Source organism: Alkalibacterium olivapovliticus (assembly GCF_003003275.1).
Lineage (GTDB): Bacteria > Bacillota > Bacilli > Lactobacillales > Carnobacteriaceae_A > Alkalibacterium > Alkalibacterium olivapovliticum.
In genome coordinates, this window is record NZ_PVTO01000024.1 from 1 (window position 1) to 19,487 (window position 19,487).

General features: G+C 39.3%; 19 protein-coding genes and 1 pseudogene. 4 read left to right on the top strand and 16 right to left on the bottom strand.

The window, feature by feature from the left end:
- Together CLV38_RS10395 and CLV38_RS10400 are read left to right on the top strand one after the other, a co-directional pair.
- Positions 1–141, top strand: a pseudogene (locus CLV38_RS10395) (IS256 family transposase); the annotation flags it as partial.
- A gap of 187 nt (positions 142–328) precedes the next feature.
- On the top strand, positions 329–682 hold the full coding sequence (locus CLV38_RS10400; RefSeq protein ID WP_245920583.1) for a PepSY domain-containing protein: 354 nt from the start codon (positions 329–331) through the stop codon (positions 680–682).
- 72 nt (positions 683–754) lie between these two features.
- Here CLV38_RS10400 and trmB read toward each other — a convergent pair whose 3' ends face one another.
- The 5 genes from trmB to CLV38_RS10425 all read right to left on the bottom strand — a co-directional run bounded on the left by trmB (position 755) and on the right by CLV38_RS10425 (position 5,178).
- Positions 755–1,390 carry a tRNA (guanosine(46)-N7)-methyltransferase TrmB gene (gene trmB / locus CLV38_RS10405; RefSeq protein WP_106195237.1) on the bottom strand — a complete coding sequence of 212 codons (636 nt, stop codon included), beginning with the start codon at positions 1,388–1,390 and terminating at the stop codon, positions 755–757.
- A 39-nt stretch (positions 1,391–1,429) separates the two neighbouring features.
- Positions 1,430–2,242 (bottom strand): phosphotransferase family protein, encoded by an 813-nt coding sequence (locus CLV38_RS10410; protein WP_106195240.1) that lies wholly within the window; start codon positions 2,240–2,242, stop codon positions 1,430–1,432.
- A gap of 119 nt (positions 2,243–2,361) precedes the next feature.
- Positions 2,362–3,219 (bottom strand): D-amino-acid transaminase, encoded by an 858-nt coding sequence (gene dat / locus CLV38_RS10415; RefSeq protein ID WP_106195243.1) that lies wholly within the window; start codon positions 3,217–3,219, stop codon positions 2,362–2,364.
- Between the two features lie 17 nt (positions 3,220–3,236).
- On the bottom strand, positions 3,237–4,442 hold the full coding sequence (locus tag CLV38_RS10420) for an ABC transporter permease (protein ID WP_170068884.1): 1,206 nt from the start codon (positions 4,440–4,442) through the stop codon (positions 3,237–3,239).
- A gap of 1 nt (position 4,443) precedes the next feature.
- Entirely contained in the window at positions 4,444–5,178 is a 735-nt protein-coding gene (locus tag CLV38_RS10425; RefSeq protein ID WP_106195249.1) for an ABC transporter ATP-binding protein, read from the bottom strand.
- Positions 5,179–5,319: 141 nt separating this feature from the next.
- Between CLV38_RS10425 and CLV38_RS10430 the strand changes: the two genes are divergently transcribed.
- Both CLV38_RS10430 and CLV38_RS10435 read left to right on the top strand, forming a co-directional pair.
- The gene (locus tag CLV38_RS10430; protein ID WP_106195252.1) at positions 5,320–5,763 is read left to right on the top strand and encodes an HIT family protein; all 444 of its coding nucleotides are present in this window, start codon (positions 5,320–5,322) and stop codon (positions 5,761–5,763) included.
- Positions 5,760–6,116: a YtxH domain-containing protein gene (locus tag CLV38_RS10435; protein WP_106195255.1), complete on the top strand. Its 357-nt coding sequence runs from the start codon at positions 5,760–5,762 to the stop codon at positions 6,114–6,116. The genes CLV38_RS10430 and CLV38_RS10435 overlap by 4 nt, the downstream gene beginning before the upstream one ends.
- A 50-nt stretch (positions 6,117–6,166) precedes the next feature.
- Here CLV38_RS10435 and CLV38_RS10440 read toward each other — a convergent pair whose 3' ends face one another.
- The 11 genes from CLV38_RS10440 to yajC form a co-directional block, all read right to left on the bottom strand.
- Positions 6,167–7,216 (bottom strand): peptidylprolyl isomerase, encoded by a 1,050-nt coding sequence (locus tag CLV38_RS10440; RefSeq protein ID WP_106195258.1) that lies wholly within the window; start codon positions 7,214–7,216, stop codon positions 6,167–6,169.
- Positions 7,217–7,378: 162 nt separating this feature from the next.
- Positions 7,379–8,344 (bottom strand): 3'-5' exoribonuclease YhaM family protein, encoded by a 966-nt coding sequence (locus tag CLV38_RS10445; RefSeq protein ID WP_106195261.1) that lies wholly within the window; start codon positions 8,342–8,344, stop codon positions 7,379–7,381.
- A 55-nt stretch (positions 8,345–8,399) separates the two neighbouring features.
- The gene (locus CLV38_RS10450; RefSeq protein WP_106195264.1) at positions 8,400–11,201 is read right to left on the bottom strand and encodes an ATP-binding protein; all 2,802 of its coding nucleotides are present in this window, start codon (positions 11,199–11,201) and stop codon (positions 8,400–8,402) included.
- Between the two features lies 1 nt (position 11,202).
- Positions 11,203–12,429, bottom strand: a complete 1,227-nt coding sequence (locus CLV38_RS10455) for a DNA repair exonuclease (protein ID WP_170068885.1) — start codon at positions 12,427–12,429, stop codon at positions 11,203–11,205.
- A gap of 98 nt (positions 12,430–12,527) precedes the next feature.
- Positions 12,528–12,869 (bottom strand): YlbF/YmcA family competence regulator, encoded by a 342-nt coding sequence (locus tag CLV38_RS10460; RefSeq protein ID WP_106195269.1) that lies wholly within the window; start codon positions 12,867–12,869, stop codon positions 12,528–12,530.
- A gap of 106 nt (positions 12,870–12,975) precedes the next feature.
- On the bottom strand, positions 12,976–15,093 hold the full coding sequence (locus CLV38_RS10465) for a PBP1A family penicillin-binding protein (RefSeq protein WP_106195272.1): 2,118 nt from the start codon (positions 15,091–15,093) through the stop codon (positions 12,976–12,978).
- Between the two features lie 85 nt (positions 15,094–15,178).
- The gene (locus CLV38_RS10470; protein ID WP_342751974.1) at positions 15,179–16,159 is read right to left on the bottom strand and encodes a DHH family phosphoesterase; all 981 of its coding nucleotides are present in this window, start codon (positions 16,157–16,159) and stop codon (positions 15,179–15,181) included.
- Positions 16,160–16,193: 34 nt separating this feature from the next.
- The gene (locus tag CLV38_RS10475; RefSeq protein ID WP_106195275.1) at positions 16,194–17,498 is read right to left on the bottom strand and encodes a DRTGG domain-containing protein; all 1,305 of its coding nucleotides are present in this window, start codon (positions 17,496–17,498) and stop codon (positions 16,194–16,196) included.
- A complete protein-coding gene (gene dinB, locus CLV38_RS10480; RefSeq protein ID WP_106195278.1) occupies positions 17,488–18,642 on the bottom strand; it encodes a DNA polymerase IV in 1,155 nt (384 codons plus the stop codon). The genes CLV38_RS10475 and dinB overlap by 11 nt, the downstream gene beginning before the upstream one ends.
- A 145-nt stretch (positions 18,643–18,787) precedes the next feature.
- Entirely contained in the window at positions 18,788–19,066 is a 279-nt protein-coding gene (locus CLV38_RS10485; RefSeq protein WP_245920584.1) for a post-transcriptional regulator, read from the bottom strand.
- A gap of 51 nt (positions 19,067–19,117) precedes the next feature.
- Positions 19,118–19,453 (bottom strand): preprotein translocase subunit YajC, encoded by a 336-nt coding sequence (yajC, locus tag CLV38_RS10490; protein ID WP_106195284.1) that lies wholly within the window; start codon positions 19,451–19,453, stop codon positions 19,118–19,120.
- Positions 19,454–19,487 lie beyond the last annotated feature (34 nt).

The following is a 19,487-nucleotide window of genomic DNA, read 5'->3' on the forward strand; positions in this document are numbered from 1 at the left end:
TTTCAGAATGAAGAATCTATGGATCGCTTTTTGGTTTCCCGTTTTGATACGTACAATCAGAAGTTTTTGACACGGATTCACCGCGGCTTCCAACAAGCTGAAGCAGAGCTAGAAAAAATGTTTGAAAGATTAACAAATTAATAAATCGATTTTATAGAAGGAGCACTTCATTTACACATAATTATTGACACTCCCCACTCTAATTATTATACACAAAATGTATAGCAAGTTTAAGCTAAACCTGGTTTGTTTCTATTACACTATTATCCGTTGTATGATAGAATGATTATGGAAAGCGTTTATTTAAATTGAAATGGAGGAATTTCTAATGATATACAAAGAACGAATTAAAGAGCCCACTCATTCTACAGAAGATTGGATCTTTGTAGGTGCAGTTGCTTTATTGTCTTTCGTGCTCGGTGTCTTGACTTTTGGAGCGGTAAAAAAACATAAGACGCTTAAAGCTGATGACTTACTAAAATCGATCAAAAAAGAATTCCTGAAAGAAGGGCCGATCGACGGTTCATGGATTGAACTCACTAAAGTGCCCTGGAATAAATTTGCTTACGAAACAGACGTTTATTATGGTGGGGTATCTCGCTATGAAGAAAACAAACTGGTACAGTATGAATTTATTGTGGATGCCTACACCGGCAGCTTAATTGATTTATATAGAGTTTAAAAAAAGCCTGTAGTTGCTTTATTGTTTATGGATACTAGTTATCCATCACATAAAGTAACTACAGGCTTTTTTTTAGAATGTAATGACTGACTTATAAATCCTGTTTCCTTTTTTAGAGAATTTTTCCTCGTATTCAGTCATAATGTTATCTTCTATTTCACTGTTATGCAGATCAAGATAGACTTCTTCCAGTACCGCATGAAACTTTGAAAAACTGGTCAAAGAGTACTCAAACAGTATCTGGTTGTCTGTTTTAAAATGCAGTTCGCCTTTATTATTCAAAATAGCCTTATACACGGTTAAAAACGAGTCATATGTTAATCGTCTTTTTTCGTGGCGATTTTTAGGCCATGGATCAGAAAAGGTCAGATAGATTCTATCCACTTCTCCATCGTCGAAATAGTCCATCAGATCTTTGGCATTGACCTGTAGAAGCTGCAGGTTCGGCAGCTGTTCTTCTATCTGTTTCTCAAGTGCAGATACTATCACACTGGTCTGCAGTTCAATTCCAACGAAGTTCACCTCAGGAAAACGTTTGGCCATTTCTATAATAAAACGCCCTTTCCCGCAACCTATTTCAATATGAAGTGGCTGTTCTTTTTCAAACCGCTCCTGCCACTTTCCTTTAAATTCTTCAGGTTTTTCAACCACAAACTCTTTGTATTCCAGTAATTTATCATTGGCAAATGGTTTATGACGCAATCTCATACTATCGCTCCTTTTAAGTTCAGTAAAAAAGGGATCAGATTAGACAACCTGCTCCCCTTTGATTTCTTTAAATTCAGATAGAACCAGATTCAGCTTGATCAGGTTCTGGTTCATTCTAAGATAATCCAGTTTTTTGTGGTTAGCTTTTATATCCTGGACGAGATTGACAATACTATACCAGTAGACCTTGTCTTTGGTTAGATAAGGTGTCCGTTTAAGCATATCTTCCACCCAGACTTTCCATTCATTAAAGTCAATATATCGTTCCAGAAGCTGGCTGAGATCGGCAATCGGATCGGCAAGAAAGGCTGAATCCCAGTCTACAAGATACAGCTGATCGTCACTGGATAACAGCAAGTTCTTATGAGAAATGTCTCCGTGGCAGACCACTTTCTCTGTCACTTCTATATCAACCGGCATGGTTTTTTCAAGCAATGCTATAGCCTGTCTGATCAATGGGTGATCGATCAGTTCCGGAGCTAAGCCGTATATACAATCGAAATAAAAGTCTGAAGGGGTTAATACTTTACCACCCAGTCGATGCAGCATTCTCCTAAGACTTAGAGACTGATGAACTTTATTGATGATTTGACTAACAATTGCAGATGCCATCTCGTCTTTGTTCAGAGTTCGCCCATTACACCACTCTTGAGCAGTCAAAACATCTCCATTGCCGATACGTTTAGTCCACACGAGTCTTGGAGAGATTCCCTCAAGAGACAATGCAGCCAAAAATGGAGACGAATTTCTTTTCAGAAATAATCGTTCTTCATTTTTTGTTCCCATATATGCTTGACCCGTTTCTCCACCGATGGGATGCAGTTGCCACCCCGTTTCTCTCTCTAACTCCATATAATTCAATCCCTTATCCATTCTTAAGTCCAACAACAATAGAAGACACTTATGCATCTTCTATTGTAGAAAGAAATATCGATCCCGTCAAGCGCATGCCTGTTCTTTTTTTGACTGTGTTACTTTAACTTCCCACACTGCTTTTCAATTTCATGCAAATAGGCCTTCTGAAGCGCCATAGTGACCTGACCAGGAACCTGGTCAAACAAAACGTTATTTCCAATTTTACAGACCGGCATCACTTCAATTGTAGTACTTGAACAAAACACCTCGTCTGCATCGTAGAGATCATCGAGACTGAATGGCTTCTCAATGACAGGATAACCTAATTTCTCAGCACACTTTTTCCATACGATTTTGGTGATTCCAGGTAAAATAAGATTCCCGTCAGGGTGAGTCCATATCTTACCATCTTTAACGATGGCCACATTTGAAGATGAACATTCTGTAACAATCCCATCTCTGTGTAAAATGGCTTCCTCAGCGTTTCTTTTATGTGCTTCATGTTTAACCATTATGTTGCCAAGAAGCGAAATCATTTTAATGTCGCATTTAAGCCATCTGATATCTTCTGTTACAATGGTCGCAATCCCCTTGGACATTTGGTCAGCATCTCTCTCAACTGATGTCATCGTCCCAGTCAGCATAGGTAAAACTGCAGCGTCAGGGTACATATGATTTCGAGGCGAAGATATTCCTCTCGTCATCTGAAGGTAAACATTTCCAGTATGCACTCCTGTTTCGACAAGCAGACGGTTAAGCAGTTCCTTTAGTTCTTCTTTAGAGTAAGGTATATGCATTTCTATCTTACTCGCACTTGAATAAAACCGATCAATATGCTCATCCAGGCAAAAATACTGTTTATTGTAGGCTCGTATGACTTCATAAATTCCATCACCAAACTGATACCCTCTGTCTTCGGGATCAATTCTCACTTCGCTTCTCTCTACTATTTCACTATTCCATATAACTTTCATCCTGTTTCTCCCCTTATCTATCTTTCCAACCGTTTTGGAACATACATCTTCACAAATCCCCAGATAAAGAGTGTATTCACTAATAATACTATCCCGAACGTGTCCCAACCCCCGTTAAGAGACGCCACTGAGAATAGAATACTGCTTATCATCAGTAAAATAGCTAATAATTTCTGGATGGCTTTTATTTTATCAGTATTCTTGTAAGGATACAATTTAAAGTGTATCGATTCATCCATAATCTGCTTTAACGGAAGCAACTGAAAACCGATTAGATAGATAAACAGTAGACTTCCTATCAGTCTCAACCACAAAGTCGGTGAAAAAAGAATAAAGATGAGCCCAATCAGACTTAACCTGAAATAGAGTCCGCTGTAAGAAGTCTGGCGAAAAAACACTCTGACGATATAATAGAGATGTGGGTTAGTATTTTTATCAAATAGGACAATAAGATTATCAAGCAACTTCCTTCGTTTAACTTTGTTCCTTCCGTAGGGCGTTTCGATAAACAGGTTAATCAGTCGGTAGATGGTCTGGACCCTTTTCTGCTCAGTATCAATCAGCTTTTCCCAGTGCCAGATTGTCACTGATTTCTTTAAAAAGGTCACAAAGAACATTCCGATGACTGATAAGAGAGCAAGAATCAAGCCGAGGGATAAGGATACAAAAATGCTCACTACCAGTGTCACAAGGATCCATCCGTTTTTTGACACGATCAGCTGGAAATCATTTTTACTGCTGGTCATTTTGAATGAATAGTACAAGGTCAACAAATCCAGAATTTTCAGTAAAACAAGGGTCAGAACAAACGAAGCACTGAACGACGTCTCACTAATAGTCAATGCTTCCAGCAGTGGCATAGCAGCTGTTGCAACAAGACTCATTCCTACACTGAAAAAGACAACACTGACGACAAGATGTTTATGCATGATTGGCACCAGTTCTTCTTCAAGCGGCAATAAAAAAACCCCGTCTGCCGGTTTGATGAGTGTTCTTATCCCCCCGATAGTGAGTGCTGAGAACACGACACTGACTAAGACAATTCTTGGGAGAACAGCATCAGCTGAGACGGTTTCTACATAGTCTGAATAGGCAAAACCTAATGCTCCCACTAAAATAAGGAGAGCGATCACAAAATGGTCATTGAAAACGTACTTAAGGTATTTACCCAACTGTTTATAGTAATAGCCAGTTCTTTTTTTGAACACGTCTGATAACGACATATTAAAACCCTTCCTTATCAGCGAGTCTTCCATACATGTCTTCGAGACTGGATTCCGGCATATTAAAATGAGTTCTCAAATCTTCCAGAGTCCCCATGGCATATATTTTACCTTCATGCATAACGATAAAACGATCACAGATTCGTTCCGCATTTGCAAGTACATGTGTAGACATCAGGATCGATGCGCCTCTATTTTTCTGGTCGACCATAAGCTGTATCAAATCTCTGATAGCTAAGGGGTCCAGACCAAGAAAAGGTTCATCAATAATATAGAGAGACGGTTCTATTATGAACGCACATAGAATCATGACCTTCTGTTTCATCCCCTTAGAGAAATCATTCGGGAACCAGTCCAGACGGTCAGTCAATCGAAACATCTTCAATAGTGTTTGTGCTATTTCCCATGCTTTTAAAGAATCCAGAGAATAAGCCATTATCGTCATTTCGATATGTTCTCTAAGAGTCAATTCATCATACAGTAATGGTGTTTCTGGAATGAAGCCTATTTTTCTTCGATAGTCTTCAGGGTTTTGGTTAATCGTCAATCCATCGATCGAGATGCTTCCTTCAAAGGGAGTCATCAGACCAATGATATGTTTGATCGTCGTACTTTTACCGGCTCCATTCAACCCAATCAGACCAATCAGCTCTCCATTGCCGATTTCAAAAGAAAGATCTTTCAATACAGGAATCCGAGTATATCCTCCTGTTAAGGTGTTTACTATCAAGCTCATACTGACTTTCCTTCCTATTAACTAATGCCCTTATTTTACCACATTTAGAGAAGGATTTAAGGTATCAGTAGCTTCTTTTTATTAAATCTAATCATTGTGTGATAAACTAATATTATAATGATTTTGAAAAGAGGGATATGGATGAGCAATTGTATTTTTTGTAAAATTATTGAAGGCGATATTCCATCACGTAAAGTATACGAAGATGATGACATTTTGGCCATTTTAGATGTGTCTCAGGTAACTAAAGGGCATACACTGGTTATTTCTAAAAAGCATGTTAGAAATATACTAGATTACGATGACGAGCTGGCAGCAGCTGTCTTTTCGAAAATACCGAAGATCGCACGATCAGTCAGACAATTCGATCCAGAATGCAAAGGATTAAATCTCCTTATGAACAATGAAGAGATTGCTTCACAAAGCGTGTTCCATGGCCATGTTCATCTCTTACCCCGCTATGAATCAAATATGGATGGCTTTGGATTAAAATGGGAGTCGCATACTGAATCTTATTCAGATGATGAGTTAGACACTATACAAAAATCGATCCAAACAGAACTAACTAAGGAGGAACACAAATGAAGCATTTTCTATTAGGAAGCATCTCTGGCGTCGTCTTAGGCGGAATTTACGGTCTTGTGAAAACACCCAGAGCCGGTAAGCAGAATCAGGTCGTATTAAAGAATTATATTGATGAGACAACCACCCACGTTCAGGATGTAACCGATAAAGTCAATGATCTGAAATCAGCTGTCAGTGACTTAACATCAGAAGCGAAATTTGTTCAAAATGAATTCATGACTGACATGCAGGTAGTTGCGTCAGATTTTCAGAAAGAAGCTCAACCCAGACTTAGAAGGATTCAGGAAAAAGCTGATAAAATTCAGAGCGAAGTAGAAAAGACGAGTGACACTCTCTCAACAAAACAACAATAAAAAGCTGCAGGATGAGTATTTCACTCGTCCCGCAGCTTTTTTAATCTAGATTATTCGTCTGATTCATCTTCAGCATCGTCTGACTCAACATCTGCTTCTTCATCATCACTTGAATCTACATCTTCTTCAACAGCATCTTCATCCTGATCGACGCCTTCTTCTTCAAGTAATTCATTTAGCATATCTTCGTCAATCGCTTCTTGACCCGGCTGTTCCCCAGCAGGCTGCATGAATTGCTCCATAGCTCCGGTTAAATCTTCATCAGAGATTTGAACATTCGCATTTCTGACCAGCTCGCCGATTGCTTCCTGAACAACTACTTGATCCTGCATATAGTTGTCTAGGATCATAGCTTCCAGATCATCACGTTCTTCTTCCAAGGTCCCTTTTTCTCCCATTTCAACCATTTTGATAATATGGTATCCGAATTGAGATTCAACAGGTTCCTGTGTGATTTCACCTTCTTCAAGTTCAAGTGCTGCTTCTTCAAACTCAGGTACAAAACGGCCAGGTTCTAATGGTAATTCACCATTTGTTTCAAGAGTCCCTGTATCTGTTGTATGTTCAGCAACTAATTCGCCAAAGTCAGCTCCATCATTTAACTCTTCGATGAGTTGTTCAGCTAATTCTAAATCTTCAACTAAAATATGAGCAACAGTTGAATCAAGTGCATAATTTTCATAAGCTTCTTCTATTTCTTCATCAGTGATCTCTACACTGTCAGAAATAGCAGCTCTTACTTGCAGTGACGTACGGATGCTGTCTCTAACATCATCTGCAGACATTCCCTGCATAGCAATCATCTCTTCAAACTCTTCTAAACCACCATATGGTTCAGCTTCTCTTTCAAGCTCAGCTTCAACGTCTTCATCTGAAACGTCGTCTCCGTATGCATGGTCCAGAATATCTTCTAGAAGAATCTGCTGAAGCATCTGCTCTCCATAAGTCATTCCACTTTGCGTGACTTCATTTTTCATGCGTTCATATAAATCGTCTTCTCTAATACGGCCTGCTTCTGTAGAAGCTACTTCGGCACTATCCGCACAACTTGCCAATAACAAACCTGAACAAGCCATTGCTCCAACTAACCATTTTTTCATATTAATTAATACACATCCTAATTCAAATTTTCTATTTTACGAACAGTTAAAGTATCTCATCCGTTCGTACCTCAATTAATATAACACAGGTTTTAAAAAAATGAAAACGTATAAAGCAAATAATCCTGATTATTCATTAACAATTCACAAAACCCTCTTAATTCAATCCGATGGGTGCTCTTCCGGTTTTAATGTATTCTTATAAAATGAACGATTATCCATAGCCCAGATACGCTCAGTAAAGTCACCAGGTTCAGTTTTTCTAAGGGCCGACTGCATCATATTCATTTTTGCATCTATCTGATCAATGTAATGAATAACTTCTGCTTCCGGGATTTGTGGCCGGACAGGAGACCCAAATTCCAGCTCGCCATGGTGAGAGAGAACTGTATGTTTCAGCAATAGGACATCCTCATGACTTTCATCGATTTTAAGTTCATGGCATGCTTTTGAAATTTCATCATGTATAAGAACAATATGACCAATTAGTTTTCCTTCAAGCGTGTATTCAGTAGCTGTTGGACCGCTCAACTCCACTACTTTTGCGACATCATGTAAAATGATTCCTGCATATAGCAATGACGGACTTATTTCCTCATAGCTGGAAACAATTACTCTAGCAATTTTCAGCATTGAAATAGTATGAAAAGCTAATCCACCTAAATAAGCATGATGGTTCTTCTTAGCCGCGGGGCTTAAGAAAAAGTCACGCTGATATTTTTTCATGATAAAACGAACAATTCGATTTAGATTAGCATTCGTAATATCAAAGATAGCCTGATTGAACTCTTCTACCATTTTATCTTTATTAATCGGGGCTCTTTCAACGTATAAGTCAGGATTTGATGGTTCACCCTCTTGAGCCAGCCTTAAATTTTTAATCCTCAGCTGAGGTGATCCGTTGTATTCTTCCCGTTTCCCTTCAACTTTGATGACTTGCCCAGGTTTGAACTGCGAGACATCATCTGGCGTTGCATCCCAGAAATTGGCACTTATTTCTCCACTCGTATCCTGAAAAACAAATGCCAGGTAAGGTTTATTATTGCGTGTTTTCTTCTCTTCAGCAGATTTGATCAGCAGAAAAAGGCTTAACTGTTCTTCTTTATGAAAGTCATACAGTTTTTTCACTTTTATCACTCCCTCATTTACTTTACTGGCAATACAGTGACACACACAGATACATTCACTTGATATGATTCAATTTTATCACATGTGAGTCAGGAATATAGTCCAAAGTCGTTTCATCGAAAGTAAAATAAATAACTTGGACTGACTGGCTTATCTCATTCAGTAATTTATAGATGCTGCCTTTTCTGTTTTCATCTATATTGACAAAGCTGTCATCGATAATAACCGGGTATTCAATATGCTCCCTATTACTCACTACAAATGCCAGTCTGATGGCTATATACAACGGTTCAACTGTTCCTCTCGATAATTCGCTGGCCTGCCATTTTTTACCTTGACTGTCACTGACAAAGAACTGGTCTGCCTCTAAACTGATCGATGTATAATGATTTGAAGTAATGTAGGAAAAGTAGGTCTCTGCTAACTTAAGCGTCTGCGGTAGCTGATTCTCTTTAGCATTTTTTAATGTATTTTCAATTAAGGCAGCTGCTATTTTATAAGTGCTCCATTCATCTGCCACTTCCTGATACAGACTTTTTTCATTCTCATATATCTGAAGCAAATCAGAATAAATGCCCCCATCTTCAAGTTCACTGATTTTGTACTCTATTTCTATTGCATTTTTAGTCCATTCTTTCTGCTGTTCTTCATTTTGTTTAATAGCCTCATGACGTTTTTTCACTTCTTCTTTTAATCCGTCTACTGTATACGTGTCTGAGTCTGACTGGTCTATATTAATCGTTTCTTTCAGCATCTCAAAGCGTTTGATTTTTTGATTTTTTTCTGACAGCCTCTGATAAGATGCGATAAACTCTTCTTCTGACTTCACTCCGGCATGGTCCGTCAACTCATTCTTCAATTTTATCTGTTCCTTCTCCTGCTGGACATAATAGAGGATCGAGTTCTGAAGCTGTTGCGTTTCTTTGATATAAGCCTGCTGCATGCGTTTGTCATTCTCGATTTGCCTTATGCTCTTTTTAACATCGGAGAAAACGCTCAGTGTATCTTTTTCCTCTTCCAAAAAAAGACGGGCAAAACTATTCTGTTCAAGAATCTGTCGCAGATCCTCCAGTTCCCTTGTCACTTTTATCTGCTCTCTATCTTTTAAGTCATCTATCTTTCTTAACTCATCCAGTTGATCCAGCGAATCTAAAATAGAGTCGACATCGTAACTGGACGGATAATGATGAGCTTTTTTCCAGTTCAAAAACACTTCACTGACAGTGTTCTGCCTGTCCTTGCTGGTAGTGAGCAACTCTTTGTATTCGTTTATCTGCTGCTGATACACGTCATTTGTAGCTAATGTATCTTTCCATTGGTCCCTCAAGCTTTTCTGATGATAATACTCGCTTCTATCATAACCTGCTGATTCAGCCGTTTTTTCCTTAGGCTTTCGGTTCAGAAGTACTGTCACGACCAGAAGATAAGCTGGAATCAGAAACAGGGCCAGGAGCGACTGACTTATTAGATACACTGCAGCTAAAAGCAGTGAACCACTGCTGTAAACCAGAACAGGTACCTGATTGCCTTTATTCTTAGCCTCGTGTGATAAAGCCTCACTGTTTTCCTGCTCTTCAGCTGCTTTAAATCGATTAGCCGGCCATAATGACTGTTCGATGGAATCGATGTGTTCATTATTTGTCTCGATTTTCAAATCTAAAACATGCAGCTGTTGCTGTAATTTTGTCTGTTCTTTGATCAAATCGGAAAAATCATCAGCAAAAGCCTGTAATTCATTTCTTTCAGTCGGGGTCAGTTTAGTGGGTAATGCTTCATTTAAAGGTAATCCTTTTCTTAACTTAAATTCGAAAGACTGTTTTTCCAGATGTGCTAAGTCATGCTGAGTGTCTTTTATCAATTCGACTTTCAGTTCCAGATGATCCCAATTACTTAACAGTTTGTTGACTGCTTCTTCATGTTCCTGGTAAAGCAGCAGTTCTTTGGAAGGCCTGTATTTGTCCTGTACGGTCTTTTGCTGATTGTACAGGTCTTTAGTCTGTTCCCTCAGCTCTTCCAGCTGTTTGTTGATATGGTTTAAATGTATCAGTCCGTCTTCAGGAAGGGAATAAGATGGGTATTGATCGATTTCCTTTTTCAGCTCATTGATTTCATTAATTGTTTCAATATTTTTCAGAAGATGCTGGTACTCTTCAATCTCTTTCTTCTTTTTATGAAAGGATTGCTCGAGTGTATCGATCTGATCCGCAATCCTTTCTTTTTCTTTGACCAGAAGCACATATTGCTCATTATTTTCTCTAGCCTTGTTCAATTGTTCTTTCTGTTTCTGCAGGGACCGGAAAAGCTCATTCAACTTTGGCTTTCTACCGGTTGGTTTGAATAAGTGAGAGGCCTTCTGCTGATAATGATCAGCTTTCTTCAGAAAACTCTCGTTACCGAGCGAGCCGGCACTCAAAAAGAATCGGTTGAACTGCTCTTTATTCATTTCACTGGTTTCTTCAACACCTTTTAAGTTAAAAGAATAGATACTTTCAAAAAAAGATCTTTTTTTATGATTTAAAAGCGTCTCCAACAATCGTTCATCACCTTGAGTACCATCCTCCAGTGTGACTGTCACATCTCCCGTAACCTTTCCATTAACACGTTCGACGATAACTTCACCAAAGCGCTTATCATCGAGTATGAGTTTCCCTCCATAGCGACTGCTTTCTTTTGGTTCATATCTTAGTGACGAACTGTGACGCATGGGAAACCCGAATAAAATGCTTTGAATAAATGACATCAAAGTCGACTTCCCGGCCTCATTTTGACCATAGAACACCTGCAGATCAGGATCTACCTCAAATTCGGTATCTACCCATTTACCGTATCCATAAATAATCAATTTTTTTAATCTCATTTCAATCTCCCTCAATCGATCCCAGATCTTGTTTTAATAGAGTCACTGCAGAATCAACGATTTCTTTTCTATAACGCTCAGATGGTTCTTTTAACTCTTTTGAAAAGGGATGAGCAGACAATAGTTCACTGGTTTCATTGTAAAACGGATCGCTCAACAGAAAATGACTGATCGATTTGTCCCATTCTTCAGGAAATAACTCGGCTAGTGATACGCTCTCGCCTTCTGAAGATTTAATTTTGATCTTAACCGAAGTGATGTGGACAAAATAGCTATCAGCGTATATATGCAGGGCTTCAGTAAATTCAGCCTGTTTTATTTTTTTCAGAATCTGATTTTTTAGATCTGGGGATACACTCACCACCAGATTAAGGAGAATGTTTCGCTCTGGTAATGAAGCCATCTCTTTTTTTATGTGTTCATAAATGCTGTTAAGTGAGCCCTCCATACTTGCGTCGACTGTAAGCCTATCCCAGATGACAGGAGCTGTCGATATAAACTGGATCTGTTTGCCGCTTTGAGAAAGTTCGACCAGAAGGCACCCTTTCTCACCTGCCTCATTTTTATGTCTTCCTTGAGTGTTACCGCTGTAGTAGACAGGTGGCTCTGATGACAGCATCTGCCTTTTGTGAATATGTCCCAGAGCCCAGTAATCATAATCTTTACTGATTAACTCGTTTAAAGAAAAGGGTGCATACCGTCCATGGTCAGAATTTTGGCCTTCCTCGTATCCGTGAAGCATTCCTATATGATAATCAACCTGTTTTCCCCGCACCGGGTACTCACTAATCATCCTTTTGTCGATCCATCTTTTATCGTAACTGAAACCACTGACAGCGATCGTTTCACCTTTGTCAGTCTCTATGTATTCTGTTTCGACTGCAGGAGAAAATACTTTTACATTGGAAGGCAGTGACAAATGATCCGATTTACTGGCAATGAAATCATGATTGCCATGGATCAAGTAAACAGAGATACTGTGTTTTCTTAATCTTTCCATCTGCTGTCTGAATCTGATTTGAGCTTTTATACTGCGATCCTCCAAATCATAAATATCTCCTGAAAACAATACAAACATCACCTGATGACTGATTGCCTGTTCGACAATATTCTCCAGTGACTGAAATGTCGATTCTTTGACTTGGTCAGCAATCTGAACTGACAACTCCTTCAATCCGATATAAGGGCTATCCAGATGCAGATCTGCAGCATGTATAAAACGGATCATGACTATTCGCTCCTTTCTTTTTGTGGGGTACATACGTTCTTTAGTTTGTTATTGAAAAGGACTCACTATAGCAGTAAGCCCTCTTACACACGTTCAGTTTATTGATATAATTCTCTAACAGGTTTCAGTACCACCTGATTGATATCATCGATCATTTGTCCAACTTGTTTTTCAGCTTCTAAAAGTGCAGTGATGATGTCATTTTCGCTGATTTTAGTTGAAACTTCCTGAGCCTGAGCAGCTTCTTCTTCAGAAATTTCCTGCCCCATCATTTGTTTTTGTTGAATGTTCTGTTGTACTTCACGGAACTCAGTGAAAACATGATTGGCTTCTTCGTCTTCTTTAACAGCACTGAATGCAGCATCCAGTTTCATAAATTCGTCAGTACCTCTTAATTCTTGTTCTAATTGATTAGCAGTATCGTAAATATTAACTGTCATCGTCTCATCCTTTCAGGTTTTGCTCTCAAGGAGCTTTCTTCTTCCTGAATAAGTTTATCATGAATCGAAAGGCGTTTCCAGAAAAGATTAAAAGGCTCTAATCTGGTTACTGCGAGGATGAACGGTTTCTAAACCGCTGGATCAATTCACTAGTCCGTTCTCTAAAAATGGATGACCCTTCACGAATAAAACTGCTGGCTTCTTCGATACTTTCCGACACACGATCGAAAACTGAAGGTTCTTCAGCAACGTATTCTGATCCTGCTTCTTCAACAAGGAAAGTCGATTGTTCTGTCTGAGGCAGTATATACTCCATTTGTGTCTTGAAGACTTGCCCAATTCCCTGAGATGTCCCTGAAGTCAGAAAATGGTTGTCCGTAGTCTGGTCGTACCCCATCCAACTTGTAATAACGATATCTGGTGTGTAGCCCACTACCCATTGATCGGTTGCTCCAGTGCCAGAATCAGTTTGTGTCGTTCCTGTTTTTCCGGCCACTTTAAATCCGGAAGGCTGAATATTGCGCCCGGTCCCACTTTCAAAAACACTCAAAAGCATGCTGTTCATCTCATCTGCAACCTTGGCTGATACAACCCGTTTCGATTTAGCGCTCGTATTATCGACTATCACTGCTCCAGTAGCATCAACGATTTTTGTAATGAAATGAGGTTCTTTACGAATCCCTCCATTCGGGAAAACACTATAAGCACTTGCAATTTCAAGTGGGGAAGCCCCTCTTTCCATTCCTCCAAGGGCTATAGCCCCCAGATGATTATCTGATTCAGAGACTTTTATCCCAAACTGTTCGACTTTTCTTAATCCTCTTCTTAATCCTAGTTCATTTAATAGCCATACAGTCGGTGCATTCAAACTGTCAGCCAGTGCTTCGTACATCGGTATTTCTCCATTATAATGACCTGATAGATTGGTTGGAGTATAATCCGTTTCCCCGTAAGACAGCAGTTCATCTGTCAGCAGGGAATCGGGAGCATATCCCGCTTCCAAAGCAGGAGTATATACCCCCAAGGGTTTGATTACTGATCCAGGTTGTCTTCTCATTTGTGTCGCTCTGTTAAACCCTCTGAATGTATACTCACCTCTTCCTCCGACGACCGCATTCACCCCTCCCGTTTCAGGGTTGAGAGCTACTGAAGCGCTTTGGACAGGTGTCCCGTCATTAGCTGTTTCAAAATACTGACTACTAGAATAGACTGAATCCATCTGTTGCTGATGGATCTGATTTAATGCCGTATAAATAGTATAGCCATTGTTCATCAAGTCTTCTTCTTCAAAACCGTATTTATTGACAGCCTCATTTATTACAGCGTCAAAATAATATGGGTAGCGGTAGCCATCGATACTATTGAAACGATCGACCAGGTTCAAGCCGGTCTGCTGATAATTTATTTTCTCTTCTTCAGTAATCACTTCTGTATTTTCCATTAATAACAGAACGACATTTCTGCGATTGATCGAGCGTTCGTAGTTGTCGATCGGATTGTAGTGACTTGGTGCTTTAAGCATTGCTGCAATTGTTGCAGCTTCAGGTATGGTAACCTCAGCAGCTGATTTTCCGAAGTATTTATAAGATGCATCTTCTACACCCCATACGCCATTTCCGAAGTAAACGTTGTTCAAATACATTTCCAGAATCTGATCTTTAGAATAATTTTTCTCGATTTCAATAGCCAAAAATAATTCACGCATTTTACGCATCATTGTCTGATCAGCGGACAAATAGGCATTTTTAGCCAGCTGCTGAGTTATCGTACTCCCACCGCCAACAATCTGCCCTCTGTTTGTCACGTACCCGACAGCGGCTCTTCCAAGCCCGATTGGATCAAATCCTCTATGAGTGCGGAATCGCTGATCTTCAGTTGAAATGACCGCATTGATGATGTGTGGAGAAATAGTGTCTATCTCAGTGAAAGATCCTTTTTGAGCATAAAGCGTTCCTGCTTCTTCTCCATTTTCATCCATAATAGTCGTAGACTGTTCAAGACCGGCACGCAGAGTATTGACGTTTGCAGATCTTGCCAGAATCGCCAGGTATATACTGAATATCAGCGCAATTGATAAAAATGAAAGAATAATCAGCTTAGATACGTGATATTTTTTCCATTTCCTTTTCGCCATGATAAAAAATCGTTTCAACATCGGTTTTATCTGACTTCTGACTTTTTTGAATTTCGTATTCATTTTTTGTTTAAAGTTTTGTTTTGTCATATTAGTTCCCTCTTAATACTCTCTACTTAGTAAACCTCATCATAGCACGATTATCATGAAAAACTATCCGACTTCAGACTGAATTTTACTTGCTGTCTTCTATAACTAGCTCAGTCAGTTCATCTAAAATCTGTCTAATTTCTTTATTATCACGAGCATGTGCACCGCTTGCCAATGGATGGCCTCCACCGCCATGCTGCGAAGCGATCTCATTGATTACTGAGCCTTTGGAACGTAACCGGCAGCGATAAGCGCCTTCTGTCTGCTCGACAAATACAGCCCATACTTTGACGCCTTCAATCTGTCCTAAAAGCGGAACGATAGAGTGCGTCTCACTATCACCTAAACCTAACGACTTTAGTAATTCTTTCGTTAAAATGATATGACCTACTCCACGATCTGAAACTTCAAATTTTTCTAAAGCAAATCCCATAAGTTTACCTGAATTCGGTTTAATGACATTCATCTGATTATTCAATTCTGTATGTGAAAAAGAAAATTTCATTAATTCGGAAGCCACCAGCATTGTATAAGGTGAAGTCGAATCATATAAAAATCGGTTTGTATCCCCCACTATTCCCGCATATAATAACCGGGCTGCTTCAGCGGTCATTTTAATGTCTTCTGGATAGGTCAACCACATATCTGCTATCATCTCGCAGCAACTGCTTGCATGATTGTTGATCCATTCGATTTCGCCATAGGAATCATCTAATGGATGGTGATCGATTTTGATCCACTGTTTTGCCAGTCTGAAATTCTGACCATCTATACGTTCGATATTCGCTGTATCTGTAACAATCACCAGTGCCTGCTCATACAGATCCTGTGGAACGTCATCCATTTTACCTAAGTATTCCAGATCATCTACTGTGGTGCCAGTTGCGAAAACGTCTTTATCAGGGAATGTCGCTTTGATCAGCTCTTTTAATCCACACTGAGAACCTATAGCATCCGGATCGGGCCTTACATGTCTATGAATGATGATCGTATCCCACTGTGAGATATAATCCCACAATTCTTTCTTTATCTGATTATCCGCACTGTTCATTGTCTGTACTAACACATTAGTTTCCCCTTTTCTAAATACACCTGCTGCTTTATCTTTTTTGTATGATCTGACAGACCACTATTGCTTTGGCGGCCAGACAGTTTTCTGAATAAATCTCAACATCCAGCCTTGCTGAACGACGATTCTCATCGAACACCGTCGGCTTTATAGTCAGTTCGTTACCAAGCTGGATCATATTGAAGTAATGAAGATTCATTTGTTCAACAACTAGATTTTTCTTCTTGTTTTTAGCCAGATAATTGTAAATTGTTTCAGTGACCACTTCACTTAGGACCCCAAAGGATATTGTTCCCATACTGTCTGTAGTCTGAGGCGTTACGTAGAATGAGTATCCATTGTCGTCTGTTTCAGTGATAAGCTGATTAATCTGATCAGATATGGTATCTCCTGATTGAGGCTGCTTCTGCACAGACTGCATGGCTTTCATAATATCCTGACGCGAAATGATTCCCACCAGTGTCAGTTCGTCGCTCACAACTGGCATGACTTCCAGCCCGTCCCAGATCATTGTATGTGCAACTGATGCAACGCTCATATGCTTTTTAGCATACGCCGGATTTTTAGTCATCACTTTTTCAATCACTGCGGTATCTTCTTTCCCGACAACGTCTTTAGCTGTCACTATACCTGCAAGCCGATTATCTGAGAATACGACCGGGAACCGTGAATGTTTGCTTTTCTGATTCATCATACGGTAACTGTAGACTGTATCTTCTCTGGATAAGAACTGAGTCTGTTCGATAGGTGTGAAAATATTCTGTACACGTAAAATCTCTTTCTTGATCAGCTGATCCGTCATGGCCCTATTGATCATGGTCCCGACAGTAAAGGTGTCATAAGACGTGCTGATCAGCGGTAATTCTTTCTGATTGGCAAGATCAACCACAGTTTCCGAAGGTTTAAACCCGCCTGTGATTAATACTGCAGCGCCATTTTGTATGGATAACTGCTGGGCTTCTTCCCGATTTCCAATAATCATAAGGGATTCTTCTGTGATATAGCGGAGCATCGCCTCTTCAGTCATCGCACCAATGATAAATTTAGTCAGTGTTTTTTTCAGACCCATTTCTCCGCCGTGAACTTCTCCATCGATTACTTTCACAATTTCTTCAAAAGTTAGATTTTCGATTGTTTCTCCTGCTTTAGGCTCTATCCTGATGGTTCCAACGCGCTTAATTGTTGACACTAACCCAATCGTTTCAGACTCTTTGATTGCACGGTAGGCGGTACCTTCACTCACTTGCAATTCTTTTGCAATCAGTCGAACTGATAATTTTTCGCCCACAGGTAAGGAATCAATAAACTCAATGATCTGTTCATGTTTAGTCTTCATCTGATTTCATTATCCTTTCACTGTAGCTGTTTCTCCATAATGGCAAAGGAATAGTCTCATATATAACTGACTCTAAACCAGTAACTGTAATTCCAAGCAGCCTTACACCCATTTGTTCAGTTTCTTCTTCCCAGATGGATAATGCAATCTGAAACAACTCTTCTTCATTTTTTATATAATCTGGAAATGATTTCCTTCTCGTAATCGTTTCAAAGTTCTCATACCTTATTTTCAAAACCACAATTTTACCATGTTTCTGTTTCCTTTTCAGATTAAACATAACTTTTTTAGCCAGTAATCTCAGTGCTTTTATGACATCATTTTCACTCGTAAGGTTATCTGAAAATGTGGATTCTTTACCGATTGATTTAGGTTCTCGATCATTATTCACTTCTCCGTCATCGATTCCTCTTACTCTACGGTAGAGTGAATGCCCCATTTTTCCAAACTGTTTTACTAAGTCCAGTTCTTCTATATCGAACAAATCCTGTCCGTTATAAATACCTAAATTATGCATTTTTTCAACTGACTTTATCCCGACGCCATGAAATTTTTCAATAGGCAATCCCATCAGAAAATCGTGTGCTTTATCAGGAGGGATAACGGTAATCCCATCCGGTTTGTGGTGATCTGAAGCTATTTTAGCTAAGAATTTGTTATATGATACACCTGCTGAGCAAGTCAGATTCAGCTCTCTTTTTATGTCCGCTCTGATTCGTTCAGCTATGATTGTTGCACTTATCTGGTCGATTTTATTGTGACTCACATCCAGATAGGCTTCGTCTAGTGACAAAGGCTGAATTGTATTTGTATAGCGTCTGAATATATCATGCATCTTTATAGATGTATCCCGATACAATTCGAAATTCGGCTTAACAAAAGCGCCATGAGGACACAGTTCGTAAGCCTTCTGAGCACTCATTGCTGAATGGATACCAAACTTTCTCGCTTCGTAATTAGCAGTGGCTACCACACCGCGTCCACCCGTTTCTTTGGGGTGACGGGCAATAATGACTGGCCTATTCTCTAACTTCGGATTTTCTCTCACTTCAACAGATGCATAGAATGCATCCATGTCGATATGAATTATTTTTCGTGATGTATCTCGTTTAGGTTCATCAAAAAGTAATAGTCCGTATTTCATGTTACCCTCCATGAAACTCCGTCTTTTAAATTATTATACTGGAAATAAAGGCAAACTACGATTGGAATTTCGACTCTATTATGACAGTATGAAGAGATAAAAATAAAACAAGCAGAATAGAAAATCCATTCTACTTGTTCTATAGTTACCCTAATAAATCATCAAACTCCATATCTTCCAAAGAAGATACATTGTAGACCTGTGCTTTTAGAGAAGCAAAATTGAAGTAATCGTTCAAAGAAATATCAAGTATATCATTCACTTTCTGATAATACCTCGAGGGCACTTCATGTTTCCATTTGAAAGCTGTACAGTATTCCCACAAATCTTCGGTACTGACCTCTTTATAGCCATCTCTAATAAATTCGGCCTGCTTTTTCTTCAACCAGACTTCAAAGTTTTCATCATCAATTTCAAAATTCAAGAGATTACCTCCTTTACTCATTCGAAAGGGGCATAATTATTCCCTTAGCCATTATTCACTGTCTGCTGTATTATCAGGTGAGTTTGTGCCTAACGCTTCAGCTTTAGTTGTTCCAGAGGCGGATGCCTTAGTCACTATACGTGCGACTGCACGTCGTTCAAATGTCAAGTAGATCCCTTCGCAGTCAATAACGACTGTGTTGTTTGTTTCGTTTACTTCATCAACGACACCGTGAAGTCCCCCGATCGTAACGATCGAATCGCCTTTACCTAAAGAGCTTAACATGTTCTGAGTATCTTTAGCCTTCTTCTGCTGAGGTCTGATCATCAAGAGATACATAACACCCATCAAAACTATAAATGGTAACATTCCAATAATTAAATCCATATCTACATTCCTCCGTCTATTCTCATTTCGCTAC